General features: G+C 39.4%; 12 protein-coding genes. 6 read left to right on the top strand and 6 right to left on the bottom strand.

The annotated features are described in order from the left end of the window. Positions 1-58: 58 nt before the first annotated feature. Positions 59-427: a hypothetical protein gene (locus AC5YDM_RS05030; RefSeq protein ID WP_496151023.1), complete on the bottom strand. Its 369-nt coding sequence runs from the start codon at positions 425-427 to the stop codon at positions 59-61. A 175-nt stretch (positions 428-602) separates the two neighbouring features. Next, the gene (locus AC5YDM_RS05025; protein WP_496151022.1) at positions 603-2,012 is read right to left on the bottom strand and encodes a D-2-hydroxyglutarate dehydrogenase; all 1,410 of its coding nucleotides are present in this window, start codon (positions 2,010-2,012) and stop codon (positions 603-605) included. A 365-nt stretch (positions 2,013-2,377) separates the two neighbouring features. Here AC5YDM_RS05025 and serA point away from each other — a divergent pair, with 365 nt between their 5' ends. Both serA and AC5YDM_RS05015 read left to right on the top strand, forming a co-directional pair. Beyond that, positions 2,378-3,610: a phosphoglycerate dehydrogenase gene (gene serA, locus AC5YDM_RS05020; RefSeq protein ID WP_496151021.1), complete on the top strand. Its 1,233-nt coding sequence runs from the start codon at positions 2,378-2,380 to the stop codon at positions 3,608-3,610. Between the two features lie 205 nt (positions 3,611-3,815). Then, a complete protein-coding gene (locus tag AC5YDM_RS05015) occupies positions 3,816-4,691 on the top strand; it encodes an EamA family transporter (protein WP_496151020.1) in 876 nt (291 codons plus the stop codon). 50 nt (positions 4,692-4,741) lie between these two features. Here AC5YDM_RS05015 and AC5YDM_RS05010 read toward each other — a convergent pair whose 3' ends face one another. Continuing rightward, positions 4,742-6,583 carry a PKD domain-containing protein gene (locus AC5YDM_RS05010; protein WP_496151019.1) on the bottom strand — a complete coding sequence of 614 codons (1,842 nt, stop codon included), beginning with the start codon at positions 6,581-6,583 and terminating at the stop codon, positions 4,742-4,744. Between the two features lie 339 nt (positions 6,584-6,922). Between AC5YDM_RS05010 and AC5YDM_RS05005 the strand changes: the two genes are divergently transcribed. Further along, positions 6,923-7,798, top strand: a complete 876-nt coding sequence (locus AC5YDM_RS05005; RefSeq protein WP_496151018.1) for an EamA family transporter — start codon at positions 6,923-6,925, stop codon at positions 7,796-7,798. Positions 7,799-7,918: 120 nt separating this feature from the next. Here AC5YDM_RS05005 and AC5YDM_RS05000 read toward each other — a convergent pair whose 3' ends face one another. The 3 genes from AC5YDM_RS05000 to truB all read right to left on the bottom strand — a co-directional run bounded on the left by AC5YDM_RS05000 (position 7,919) and on the right by truB (position 10,230). Beyond that, positions 7,919-8,377 (bottom strand): hemerythrin domain-containing protein, encoded by a 459-nt coding sequence (locus tag AC5YDM_RS05000; RefSeq protein ID WP_496151017.1) that lies wholly within the window; start codon positions 8,375-8,377, stop codon positions 7,919-7,921. 149 nt (positions 8,378-8,526) lie between these two features. Continuing rightward, a complete protein-coding gene (locus tag AC5YDM_RS04995; RefSeq protein WP_496151016.1) occupies positions 8,527-9,294 on the bottom strand; it encodes a sulfite exporter TauE/SafE family protein in 768 nt (255 codons plus the stop codon). A 15-nt stretch (positions 9,295-9,309) separates the two neighbouring features. Next, a complete protein-coding gene (truB, locus tag AC5YDM_RS04990; RefSeq protein ID WP_496151015.1) occupies positions 9,310-10,230 on the bottom strand; it encodes a tRNA pseudouridine(55) synthase TruB in 921 nt (306 codons plus the stop codon). 143 nt (positions 10,231-10,373) lie between these two features. Between truB and AC5YDM_RS04985 the strand changes: the two genes are divergently transcribed. The 3 genes from AC5YDM_RS04985 to AC5YDM_RS04975 all read left to right on the top strand — a co-directional run bounded on the left by AC5YDM_RS04985 (position 10,374) and on the right by AC5YDM_RS04975 (position 13,766). Then, a complete protein-coding gene (locus AC5YDM_RS04985; protein WP_496151014.1) occupies positions 10,374-11,408 on the top strand; it encodes a lipase secretion chaperone in 1,035 nt (344 codons plus the stop codon). Between the two features lie 143 nt (positions 11,409-11,551). After that, positions 11,552-12,502 (top strand): esterase/lipase family protein, encoded by a 951-nt coding sequence (locus AC5YDM_RS04980; protein WP_496151244.1) that lies wholly within the window; start codon positions 11,552-11,554, stop codon positions 12,500-12,502. Positions 12,503-12,785: 283 nt separating this feature from the next. After that, a complete protein-coding gene (locus AC5YDM_RS04975) occupies positions 12,786-13,766 on the top strand; it encodes a lipase family alpha/beta hydrolase (RefSeq protein WP_496151013.1) in 981 nt (326 codons plus the stop codon). The last annotated feature ends 243 nt before the right edge of the window (positions 13,767-14,009 follow it).

The following is a 14,009-nucleotide window of genomic DNA, read 5'->3' as shown; positions in this document are numbered from 1 at the left end:
TTTTATGAGGCATAACTGACTAATTTACAATCGTTATTTGCCTAAATAGACCAATTGATCAAGGACATCTTGCCGCTTGAAAACCTTTATTCTTACCCCGTGCACATTGATACGCTTTTTGGGTATCAATCAATTTCCAATCATCATTCACATTTTTAAAACGATAAATGGTACGAATAGACTTTACCGAGTCATCCAATAAACCTGTTTCAGTCACCTTGACTTCCGCCGCAGTTGGATTCTCAACCTGATTAAAATATTGACGAATTTCAACAGTCGATAAATCTTTACGTAAGTCAGAACGCTCACTCAACACTTGAGCCAAAGGTGTACCTGAATTACTCACCTTATTGACAATATTCTGAGTGGTCGCACACCCCGATAAAATTCCCAAACACATTGCAGATGCAGCAATTAAACGAATCATTCTTTCATTATCCATATATACATTTTTAATAAATTTTGAGCTTATTTGGCATTTAACAATAGTGACGCTTTGTTACATGAGTGAGACACCTCATTGCCGAAAACAAATTTCCAAATAAAAAAGCGCATTCATTAGAATACGCTTTTTTAACATCACTTTTATATGTTCATAAATCTTATAGATCGAACAATTTACCTGGGTTCATGATGCCGTTTGGATCGAACACTTGTTTCAACGCTTTCATGTATTCAATTTCTTCTGGCGTACGTGTGTAGTCCAAATATGGCTTCTTGGTCATACCGACACCATGTTCAGCAGAAATCGAACCATCATATTTTTTCACAGTTTCAAAGACGTACTTATTCACCACCTGACATTTCGCAAAGAATTCATCTTTATCTAAATCAGCAGGTTTCAAGATATTTAAATGCAAGTTACCGTCACCAATATGACCGAACCAGCAGATTTCAAAATCAGGATAGTTATCAGACACGATTGCATCAATTTCTTTAATAAATGCAGGAACATGCGTAATTAATACTGAAATATCATTTTTGTAAGGTGTAAATGGTGCGATAGACTCAGAGATGTCTTCACGCAAACGCCATAAGCTTTCCACTTGGTCTAGGCTTTGGCTTAACACGCCATCATGTACCCAACCTTGTTCCATACAATGTTCAAAAATTTCCATCGCCTTGTCCATAATTGGTTCAAACGGCGCTTCAAACTCAAGCAATACATAGAATGGACATTCAGTTTCAAATGGACGTTGAACATGACCATTTGCCAATACTTTTTGCATCGCAAGTTCACCAAAGAACTCAAATGCAGTTAAATCAATTTTCGCTTGGAATGCATGAAGCACAGGCATGATTGCATCAAAATCAGGTACACCCAGTACCATCACTTGAAGGTCTTGCGGTTGACGTTCAAGTTTGATTTCAGCTTCTGTGACTAAACCTAAAGTCCCTTCACCACCAATGAATAAATGCTGAAGTGCATAACCTGTCGCGTTCTTGATCATGCCTTTGTTTAAACGAAGCACATCGCCTTTACCCGTCACCACAGTCAGACCCAACACCCAATTACGTGTCATGCCGTATTTGATAACTTTAATACCGCCCGCATTTGTGCCAATGTTACCGCCAATTTGCGATGACCCCGCAGAAGCGAAATCTACTGGATAGTACATGCCTTGATCGGAAGCATAGTTCTGAAGTTGTTCAGTCACCACACCTGCTTGAACACGGACCATACGGTCTGCTGGGAAGAATTCCAAGATTTGGTTCATCTTGTCCATGCTCACCACGATCTCACCGTTCGCAGCAACAGCACCCGCAGATAAACCTGTACGACCACCCGATGGTGTAATCGCAACATTATATTGGTTTGCTAATTTAACAACTTCTTGCACTTGTTCAGTGGTCGATGGAAATACGACAACAGATGGATTTGGATCAAAGTGTTTGGTATGGTCTCGCCCCCAATTTTGTAGACTGTCCGCATCGGTTTTAATGCGATTTTCGCCAACAATAGCGGTCAATTGGGTTAATAACTCTGGGGTTAAAGCGATTGGAGCATTCATCGTTTTCAGACCTTGCAAGAAGTAAAACAAGTAGTTTTGAGGGTCTAGAACTGAATATGATTAAATGGCAAATCAGTGCCATTTAAAGCACACAAATTCTAAGACAAGACATGATCAAAAAGCCGATTTGGACGATGGCTTAGATTTCATGAGCCCATATTATATGTCATTTTTATCAAACACGCTGAAAAACGTGTTTCACGAATCTCACCTTGTAAATTACACAGTTAATTAGACCAGTAATGTTATGTTAGTACATATCACTGGCAAAAATATTAGAATCGAATGTCATAAAGGAAATGTATATCAAGCGATCTCCTATGATATGATACTGCCACTAAATTTGGCCTTGTAGCGGAGCCGTAATGAGCCAACATCTCTCTTTGCCTAAAGATAAAATTCGTTTCTTGCTGTTAGAAGGCGTTCACCAAAACGCTATCGACACTCTAAATGCTGCTGGATATACCAACATCGATTATCGTAAAACTGCGCTTGAAGGTGAAGCGTTGAAAGAAGCGGTTAAAGATGCTCACTTCATCGGTATTCGTTCGCGTACTCAATTGACTGAAGAAGTCTTTGAATCAGCGAATAAATTGATTGCTGTCGGTTGTTTCTGTATTGGTACGAACCAAGTGAACTTAAATGCAGCGATGGAACGTGGTATTCCTGTATTTAACGCACCGTACTCAAACACACGTTCAGTTGCTGAACTTGTTTTGGCTGAAGCAATTCTTCTTCTACGTCGTGTGCCAGAGAAATCTGCAGATACACATACAGGCGGTTGGAACAAATCTGCTGTGGGTTCTTTCGAAACTCGTGGTAAGACTTTAGGTATCGTTGGTTACGGTTCAATCGGTTCTCAACTTTCAGTTTTAGCTGAAAGCTTGGGTATGAAAGTGATTTATTTTGATACAGTGACAAAATTACCATTAGGTAATGCACGTCAAGTCGGTAGCTTAGGTGAATTACTTGCCAATGCTGACGTTGTGTCTTTACACGTGCCAGATGTTCCATCTACACGTAACTTCATGACTAAAGACCAATTTGCTCAAATGAAAGAAGGCGCGATCTTCATCAATGCTGCACGTGGTACATGTGTTGTGATTGAAGACTTAGCTGATGCGCTTAAATCTGGTCACTTAGGTGGTGCGGCTGTAGACGTATTCCCTAAAGAACCTAAAGCGAACGGTGAAGAATTTGTTTCTGCACTTCGTAACTTACCAAACGTGATTTTAACACCGCACGTGGGTGGTTCTACGATGGAAGCTCAAGCAAACATCGGTCTTGAAGTTGGCGAAAAATTTGTTGCTTACTCAGATAAAGGGATGACTTTATCTGCTGTGAACTTCCCAGAAATCGCACTTCCATTGACTGAAGGTAAACACCGTTTACTTCACATTCATAAAAACGTGCCAGGTGTGTTGTCTAAAATCAACAACTTGTTCGCTGAACACGGTATCAACATCTCTGGTCAGTCTTTAATGACCAAAGGCGATGTGGGTTACTTAGTGATGGATGTTGACGCAACTGCATCTTCTGAAGCTTTAGATACACTTCATAACGTTGAAGGTACAATCCGCGCTCGCGTATTGTTCTAATCTATTTAGAGTTTTGAAAACCACAGCTTTCAAGCTGTGGTTTTTTATTTTTCAAAACCTTGCATGTTCGATGGCTCAGACATGCAAGGTTTTTAGTTTTAAAATGCATAACGCTACTTCTCACAACAGCTTATAAATTGCCGTTGAATAACAATCTCACATTAAACAACACGCTCAAAAATAGTCATGCTTTAAATGGTTTCCAATGCTTAATTTGAAAAATCTACCTCATATTCAAGCTTTACTTTTGCTCCTCATCGCTATGGTGAGTCTGCAAAGTAGTGGTTCATTGGCAAAAATATTGTTCGATCAATTTCCAATATTGACTGTATCAGCCATGCGCCTTTTACTCAGTGCACTCATCCTGGCGATTATTTTTAAAATTTGGCAAATTCAATTTCAGCAAATCAAATGGAAAGCCATTATTAGCTATGGTGCTGCACTTGCAGGCATGAATTTACTATTCTATTTATCCATTGATCGTCTTCCTTTAGGTATTGCAGTTTCATTTGAGTTTATTGGTCCGCTCAGTGTCGCCTTATATTATGCACGTCAAAAGTTTGACTTCATTTGGGTGGGGTTAGCTATTTTAGGTTTAGTTTTACTGTTCCCATTTGATCAAGCCAGTCAACCACTTGATCCTATTGGCATCGCTTTTGCGCTTGGGGCAGGTGCATGCTGGGCACTGTACATTATTGCAGGGCAGCGGCCTTCGGGTGTTTCAGGCAACCATACTGTGTGCTTAGGGATGTTTGTCGGTACAAGTTTACTGCTTCCCTTAGCGCTGTTTTTTGGTGTCCCTAGTGCCGTGTTTGAACCGTCTAATTTCATTTATTTTATTGCACTCGCCATCCTTGCCAGTGCCCTACCATTTACCTTGGAAATGATTGCGCTACGTAATTTAACTGCGCTGAGTTTTGGAACACTGATGAGTGTTGAACCGGCTGTTGCAGCACTTTCAGGTTTTGTATTTCTAGGTGAAGCGCTTTTATGGAATCAATGGCTAGCCCTTGCGACCATTATCACAGCATCCATTGGTTGTACCGTCACAACACAAAAAGCCAAAGCGAAAAACCAATAATCTAAGCATTGAAAAAACCACCTCGAAAGGTGGTTTTTATTTAATATAAATTAAGAAACAGGTACTTCACATACGCTATCACCGTCATCGGTACAATAATTCCAGAGATTAATCACCACTACCTGATTTGGAAGGATTCGATCATACAAATTTGCATAACCTTGATAATTTCTTCCCGCCCCTCGAGTTACATTACCTGTTAACTGAATTGAATCGATTACGCCTTCATTGGCTGAGTAGAATCCTGAAAATTTGCTAGGGAGTTGAATTTTTACGGGTTTACCATAAGTCGCAGATACGGTGAGTTCCTGCGGTGGCTCATTATCACCTAAAGAAATCCATAGATTAATTTCACACGGTAAATTGGTTAGCTCTGGATCGACTTCCCAACTCGCAGCCAGTGGTTGAACGGTCTGTGTCCCCGGCTGATTTACTGCATCATACGTGGTGCATACAGCATTGAAACTTAAACCCTCAGCATCTTCAAAAAGCACTTCACGTTCGCTCAATTGAATGGTGACTTGTCCTGTCAAACCTGACACTAAACCGCCTTTGTAGCGTACCCATTGATTACTTTCATAAATCATTGGTCCTACTGCACTCCATTCAAGTTGTCCATCATCATCGTTGATTCCCGTTGTGATTTTCCCACCTTCCTGAGTTAAAGAGAAAGGATAAGACTGATTCAGAGTAGCAGTACATGGCGTTGCACTACCATTCGGCAATACACATTGAACAAAGTTGTCGGTTGTTGGTTTACCTAGATCAATCGTCACAGAACCTGTGGTCAATGAGGTTTTCTCACCAATTAAAGTACTGGTTAAATCCGTTGCCTGCCATAAGATGGTTCCTTCTGAAGGCATGTTATAAGCCATTGTGCCCTGTTCAGGAATATATGATGTTTTGGTTAAACTAGAACCATCTGCCAATTTAATTTTAGCAACAACATTACACGGCACTTTCTTATTATCTGAGGTACATTGGATAAAAACTGAACCTGCTGCTTCAAATTTAAAATCCCAGTTCCAAGTTGAAAAATGTGAAACTGTTGCATGGACAGCAAGCCCTGTCGGAGATTCAGCATAAGCAACCACTTTACCCTTACCTTCTTCGACCCAAAGACCTTTCGTTTCATCGAAATGCCACATTGGAATTTCAGTACCCTCTTTCATTTCCTGATTATTGATACTTTTTAAAGGTAAATCCATCTGAATATCGGCAGTTTTATTCGGTGCTAATTGTAGTTTCTGCCCTGTTTTCACATCGCTAAATGTTGCTGTGATCATTCCTGCACTGATGAGTTGCGTACGATTACCTTGCGCATCTACAGCAAAACCATTGGCTGGCATGGCATTCAGATCAGTCGATTGAATATCCCAAGGGCTAAACTCCACATGCACTTGACCTTGTGCCAAGTTCCCTTTGGGATCAACAAAGGCATTGGCAGGTATTGTGATTTTCGCTCCCAATGATGGTGCTTTAATGACTTGTTCTAGAGCAATATCTTCAACAGGAACAATGGCTTTAATCGCAAGTAAATTTGCAGCAAGCTGTGCAAGCTCTTCTTTTTTCACCAAAATCGATTGTTGAATAAAGCCATCGGCTTCATAGGTCACCACAACTTCAGTTTGAGATGCAGGGACTTGAACATTGAGTCGAGCCAGACCATTGAGATCAGTAACAGCTTGTTGCCCTAAGACCTTAACATTCACGCCTTTTAACAATGAACCATCAGCACTTTTCACTTGAGCTTGAACAGCAATAGATTGATTATTAATAGGTGGGTTTGCAGGGTTTTCTTTATCATTATTGGAAGAGCCACCGCATCCTACGACGCTTAACCCCACACAGACGGTTAAGAACAGTGTCTTGTAACTATTCATTTTCATCATGGTTATCACCGTTATTTTTTATTATAAAACGTTAAATACATCACACTTATTGTAATTGTTAAGTTCTGATTAAATATTAATGAATTGCAACAAAATATAAACGCGGATCTATAAGATCTTTAAACTACTGATCATTCATCATTTTTATAAAATAAGACCGCACTTCCATATTTCTTATAAATAAAAGTCCTATAAATTAGATCTTTATAAAAGCAATGAGTTTTAAAATCCATCTCATAAGTAATTCCTCTATAAAGACTGAAATAGCGATGTTTCAGATCAAACAGTGATACCATTTGCTCAAAGAATACGCCTAATGCTCATAGCACATAATCACTCATGCCAAATACTCAACTGACTGCCGTTCTCTACATGGTTTTATCCATGGTTGCCTATCAAATTAGTGCTTCATTTGCAAAGCAGTTATTTGAAGTATTAGATCCATTGACTGTGGTGACGCTCAGACTCGTTTTTGCATCGATTCTGGTCATTTTGATGTTCAAATCATGGCGAATTCTTAAACAATTACCCGATCTAAAATGGAAAGATTTACTGCTATACAGTGCCTCCGTCTGTTTTATGAATGTACTGTTCTATGCCTCTTTAGGACGACTTCCTCAAGGTATCGCAGTTGGATTAGAATTTATTGGCCCATTGGCTTTAGCTTTCTTTTCGATTCAGCATCGCGGTGATTATCTGTGGGTGATGTTAGCGATCTTAGGTGTCGGACTGATGGTGCCTTGGCAAGATGCCAATGCCGAAAATTTCTCTTATCTAGGCGCCGCTATGGCATTGGGTGCAGGGTTATTTTGGGCGTCTTATATTTATTTTGCGCAAAAAGTTGCTCGCCAAAATATTGGCATGCATGCACTGAGTATTGCGATTGTGCTCTCAGCATTGGCTCTACTACCGATGAGTGCAGTACATAATCCAAGTGCATTAATCCAATTTGAATATTGGCCTCAAGCCTTGATGATTGCACTATTAGCCACAGCTATTCCCTATGCTTTAGATTTAAAAGCCCTTAAAACTTTAAGTAAATTGAGTTACGGTACGCTGTCTAGTTTATCTCCAGCTCTCGGCGCGCTTACTGGCTGGTTATTACTTAACGAACATATCAGTGTGCTACAAACGATTGCCTTGTTTTGCATTATGCTTGCATCTATTGGTGTGACATACAGTGCCAGCAAAAGAACCCAACCCTTAGATGGATAGGCTAAAAATAGGGATTGTAAAATCGAAGTATAAATCCAATAAAATGCTTAATGCCCCCATTATTCAACCCATAAAAAAGATGGCTTAAGCCATCTTTTTTTGCAACGGATATCGAGCAATTTAGACCAAACTGTCTTTATCTAAGCTCTTGTATTTTTTATACTCTTTTAGATACTTCTTCGCTAAAGTCTCTTTTTCTTTATCTTCCAAGATTTTTCCAGCTTGCTGAAAGAAACCTTGCTCTTCTTCTTTCAAATGATGATGGACAGTTTCAGAAAGCTTTTTCGCTACAGCTAACCAGCCCGAATTACTAAATTCAGTTTCAGTGAGTTGCTCCAATAACTCATCCATTTCATGATGCTCAGCCAAAGCATGACGAGTAATATTTAAACCCGAATCCGTCATCATGAGTGGAATATAAAAATAGCGGTCTTCAGCAACAGCATGTGCAAAGAGTTCATTTTTAAGTTGATCAAATAATTCACGGCGTTCTGGAGTATCTCCTGAAGTTTTAATGAGCTTTTCAGCGAGTTCACGTTGAACATCATGACTTTCTCTTAATGCTTCAAATATATTCATTGTTGTTTTCCTTGAGCGATTGATATTTATTTTAGAATGGATTTATAAGCAGCTTTTACAGAAGCATGCAGAACTCTTCTCTAAAATATCAATAAATTTCGTTATGTTATGCCATGAATTGTATGAATAACTTTAATATCGAGAATGAATTACATTAAGAACATTTGATAAGCTAAACGGCAAATGAGCACACTCACCAAAATCAAAAATAAAATACGAATAAAACCACTGCCGTATTTCAATGCCATTTTGACCCCCACCAGAGAGCCACAGACATTGGCAACAGCCATCATTAATCCAAGACCAAGTAAAACATGCCCAGCCGGAACAAAGAAACTTAAGGCTGCAAAATTAGTCATAAAATTGCCAATTTTGGACAACGCAGAGGCATGTAAAAAATCAAAATTAAGATATTTAATAAAAAAGAAAATAAAGAAGCTGCCCGTACCTGGACCAAAGATACCATCATAAAAACCAATGGTTAATCCCCCAATTCCTGCAAGAATGAGCATTTTAGTGGTCAGTTGTTGTTGGACATGATGTTGTCCGAATTGTTTTTTGATTAAGGTATAAATCGCAATCACGATCAGCATAAACAGCACAAAAGGTTTTAATACTTCTTGTGGAATCATCGATACACAAGCTGCGCCACCAAATGAACTCATGCATGCAGTAATCGCAACCACAGCAAGTAACTTCCATTCCAATTTCACTTGTCGTAAATACGAAAATGCCGCGGAGGCTGTTCCACAAATGGAGGCGAGTTTATTGGTACCAAAGATCGTCGCTGTCGAAGTGTGCGGGAGCGCACCCATCAGGGCGGGAATCTGAATCAACCCTCCGCCCCCAACTGCAGCATCAATTGCTCCTGCAAAAAATGCGATAAAGATTAATGTGATGATGACTTCCATTTCCATCGTGATAGACTCACATTACAAGTTAAGAACACGCTTAGGGACTAAGCGTTTTTTGTCAGTAATTTCTGCCAGACCTAAACATTTCTCACCATCAAAGACGATGACTTGTGCTTCAGGAGGATGATCAATATTGCTTTCCATACCACGACTAAAATATTCTGCCCGTCCTTCAGGCGCTTGAATTTTCGGGAAGTGATTGACGGGTGCATAAGCTGGAAGTAATAACGCTTCACGCTCTTGCTCTGTCAAACTTTCTAAATATTCAATCGTGTATTCAGGAATAATTTCAAACTCACCTGTTTGGATTCGATGTAAATACGTCAGATGCCCATGTGTATTTAAAGCTTCAGCAATATCTTCGCCCAATACGCGAATATAGGTTCCCTTCGAGCAAGTAATATCGAGAGTAACACTGTCTGCGGTAAAGGAAATCAACTCAATCGCATAGATATGAATGGGACGCGATTCACGTTCAATCTCAATCCCTTTACGCGCTAGCTCATACAGTGGACGACCTTCTTTTTTGAGCGCTGAATACATCGGTGGAATTTGCTGAATATCACCTTTAAATTTTTCAAGCACTTGTAGAATCGTGTTTTCATCAAGATTTGGAATTTCTTTTTCCAACAAGACTTCACCTTCAACATCACCCGTAGTCGTACTATGTCCCAGTTGAACCGTAGTTTGGTAGCGCTTAGTTGAATCCAACAGGAAATGAGAAAACTTGGTTGCTTCACCTAAACAAATTGGCAATAAACCTGAAGCTAAAGGATCAAGCGCCCCTGTGTGACCACCCTTTTCAGCACGATACAACCATCGCACACGTTGCAAAGCTGCATTTGAGCTAATTCCCAGAGGTTTATTGAGTAGAAATACACCACTGATATGGCGTCGCTTAATTCTTACAGGCTTAGTACTTGAAGCTGGTGCAGACATTGGAAAAATTCATAACAGACTTAGCAGACTATCTTAACAAATCCATTTATCTATTTTTACAAATTTCAGTTTTGATTTTTTAAAGATTGTGGCAAATTAGCCAATCAATAGAAAAATAATTTAAATATTTCAAAGGACTTGGAATGCAACAAAACCACAAAAGAATTCTAATTATTGTGATTGTCATCACATTTATAGCTGGACTCATTTACTGGCTCAAACCGAAAGACTCTGCACAAGCTGAAGATTCTCAATCTCCTGCATCAACAGCGTTAAGTGCTGAACAATCTGCTGCTACGTTAAATGCTCAAGGGCAAATGGCAAATGCATTTTCAAGTGCTAGCCAGCAAGATATTGAAATTAACTGCCAAGTTTCAATGGATGCATCCAATCGACTGATTGTAAATGAAGCGACCAAAAACTGTTTTGAATTTTTCATTACCCAATATGGCGAAAAAGAGATTCAACAAATTAAAGCTGATTTCGTTCGCTATGCCCAAAGTACCTATAAAGAGCCTTTATTGGGTCAATTAACCGACTTGTGGTCTCGCTACATCCAATATCGTGAAAGATTAGGTGAACTCCAAGCACCAAGTGGCGACAAAGAATCCTCTGGATACTTCAAGGCAATTTTCAACAATATGAAAAGCCTGCGTCAACAACTGTTCTCGCAATATGAAATTGAAGGTTTATTTGGCACTGAAGACACGTATAACGATTATACCTTGGCACGTATGGCAGTCATGGAAGATAAAAAACTGACTGAAGCTGAAAAAGCCAAGAAATTACAAGACTTGTTTGACGATTTACCAGAAGATTGGAAAGAAAATTTAAAACAATTGTCTCAACTCGAAGACCTTCGGAAACTCACTGCTGAAATTAAAGCACGTGGTGGAAGTGCTGAAGAAATTCGCCAAATGCGTATGAACCTGGTAGGACCTGAGGCAACACAACGTTTAGAAACTTTAGATGGGCAACGTAGCGATTGGAAAAACCGTGTCGATGGCTATTTGGCTAACCGCCAAACCATTCAAAACAGCAATATGAGTGAAGCTGCAAAACAGTCTGCTATCCAAGAGTTACGTAATCAACAATTTAAAAACCCACAAGAACAATTACGCCTTGAGACTTTTGAAACAGTACATGACAAAGGAGGAAAACTACCCTATAGCGACTAATCAGTCGTATGAAATAGATATTCGACATGGACATGTCTTGAATATGAATCAGGATGATAATTCAAAGGGAATACTCATCTTTAAACAACAAAAAAATGAGAGTGCTTTTTATGAAATGGACGACTAAAACAATCGTATGTGCAATGCTATCTTGTGCAAGTATCGCAACATCACAAATTACACAAGCCAGTAATACCTCACAAATCAAAGAACGCTTTGTGTTCTCATCTTATGCAAAAACGCAATACCCGCTGGTTTTTGCACATGGTATGGGCGGATGGATTCGCGCAGGCACGGATGAGTTAGGTATAGATTATTGGTATCAAATTTTACCCGACATTGCTCGCAATGGTGGCAATGTATGGGCAACACGTGTTTCACCATTTAATGCTTCTGAAGTGCGTGGAGAACAACTTTTACAACAAGTCGATGAGATCATCGCATTAACAGGGAAAAGTAAAGTCAATCTTTTAGGACATAGCCACGGGGGGCATAGTGTGGCTTATGTGAGTAATGTCGCACCACAAAAAGTAGCATCATCAACAGCCATAGCCAGTCCATTAAAAGGATCAAAAGTTGCTGACTTAATCATTTCTGTTCAAGGCAGTGCTTTAGAACAACCTGTGGTAGAGGTGGTAAATTTCGCTTCTAAAATGCTGGTTTGGGCTCAAGGCATTGATCCGAATAGCTTCCCACACGATTCTTTAGCAGCAGGCAAAAGCTTGAGTCTCGCTGGCTCTGCTGCATTTCAAGCCAAATATCCTTTAGGTATGCCAAAAACTGCCTGTGGTGAAGGTGCTGCGATTGAGAAAGGCATTCGATTCTATTCATTTGGTGGTACAGGTACGGTAACCAATGTTTTAGACCCAGATATGTTACTGGGCGTGACCGCTAAATTGACGGATGAAAATGGTGATAATGACGGACTGGTAACGCGCTGTAGTGCCAAATACGGTAAGACACTTCGTGATGACTATAATTGGAATCATTTAGATGCCATTAACCAATTCTTTGGACTGACTGCAACCTTTACAGCAGATCCTGTTTCTGTCTATCGTCAACATGCCAATCGCCTGAAAGCGCAAGGGCTATAGTCCACGCACAATTTTGCTAATCATATTTAAATAAGTCATTCATGAACAAGATCAGTCTTGTGATCTTGTTCATCCACCTCATTCCATTCTCTCTAAAATATTAAATAAAGCTTCTAAATAATCATTCATAAACACTCTCATATTATTAAGTTAAACTTAACAATATATTAAATAAATCAATCTCTTATGCCGTTTATCGCCTAATTCTTTTATTCAAAAAACATGACGCTATACTCACTTTGTGTTTAAAAAAATAAATAAATCACAAGTAGTGAGAAAAGACATGAAATATGGATTTTTATGCGCAGGTTTAATTGCAGCAACATTAACACCTATCGCCCAAGCAAATACATCAACTCAAGCTCAACAAGTTAAAGCGAATTATGTAAGCTCTAGCTATGCCAAGACGAAATATCCGATTGTCTTTGCACATGGCTTAACAGGCTTTATTCGTATTGGAACTGAAAGCTTTGGTTTAGATTATTGGCATCAAATTCTACCTGACTTAGCCCGTCATGGTGCAAACACTTGGGCTACACGTGTGTCACCCTTTAACTCTAATGATGTTCGCGGTGAACAACTTCTACAACAAGTTGAGGATATTCTTGCCATTACAGGTGCACCAAAAGTCAATCTAATTGGTCACAGCCAAGGTGCTCATTCTATTCGCTATGTCGGCGGAATCATTCCAAGCAATGTTGCCTCAATGACGACGGTTGCAGGTGTGAATAAAGGCTCACCAATGGCTGACTTTATTTTAAAAACTGAAGGTACAGGCTTAGATTTAGCCTTAGCTTCGGTCGTTAATTTTGTCTCAGGTGCGATTGTTTGGGCACAAGGGTTGAATCCAAATTCATTCCCTCACGACTCATTAGCTTCTGCGCGAAGCCTCTCTACACCAGGTGCAATTGCCTTTAACCAACGCTTCCCAGTCGGTATTCCATCATCAGCGTGTGGCGAAGGTGCATATAAACAAAATGGTATGCAACTTTACTCTTTCACTGGGAATACACCTTTTAACAGCGCCTTAGATGCTTCTGATTACATCATGAAAGTCTCTTCTCTTGTTGTAGGAAAAGAAGGTGCGAATGATGGATTGGTTCCAGTATGTAGCGCTCGATTCGGTAAAACGATTCGTGATAATTACCGTTGGAATCATCTCGATGAGGTGAATCAATTGTTCGGTATCCGTGGTCTATTTTCTCAAGATCCAGTTCAAGTCTACCGTGAACATGCCAATCGTTTAAAACAACAAGGTTTATGATTCAAAAAATTGTATGAATTAAAGTTAATGCATCAATGCCACCGCTCTAGGTGGCATTTTCCGATCAATAGCCATCGCATTAAATTTCGCTATCGTTTTTAGCACTTTAACCACATACACCTAAACCTTTGTTTTATTAAAAAATAAAATGAGATACCATCTAAAATTGACCTAAAAGATCTTTTAACCCCTTAATTTCGAGTATTTTTTAACCATTGTTCTTATTGTTTAATTTACCTAATT

It is taken from the genome of Acinetobacter sp. CY81 (assembly GCF_059515925.1).
This window is presented reverse-complemented; position numbering and strand designations above follow the sequence as displayed.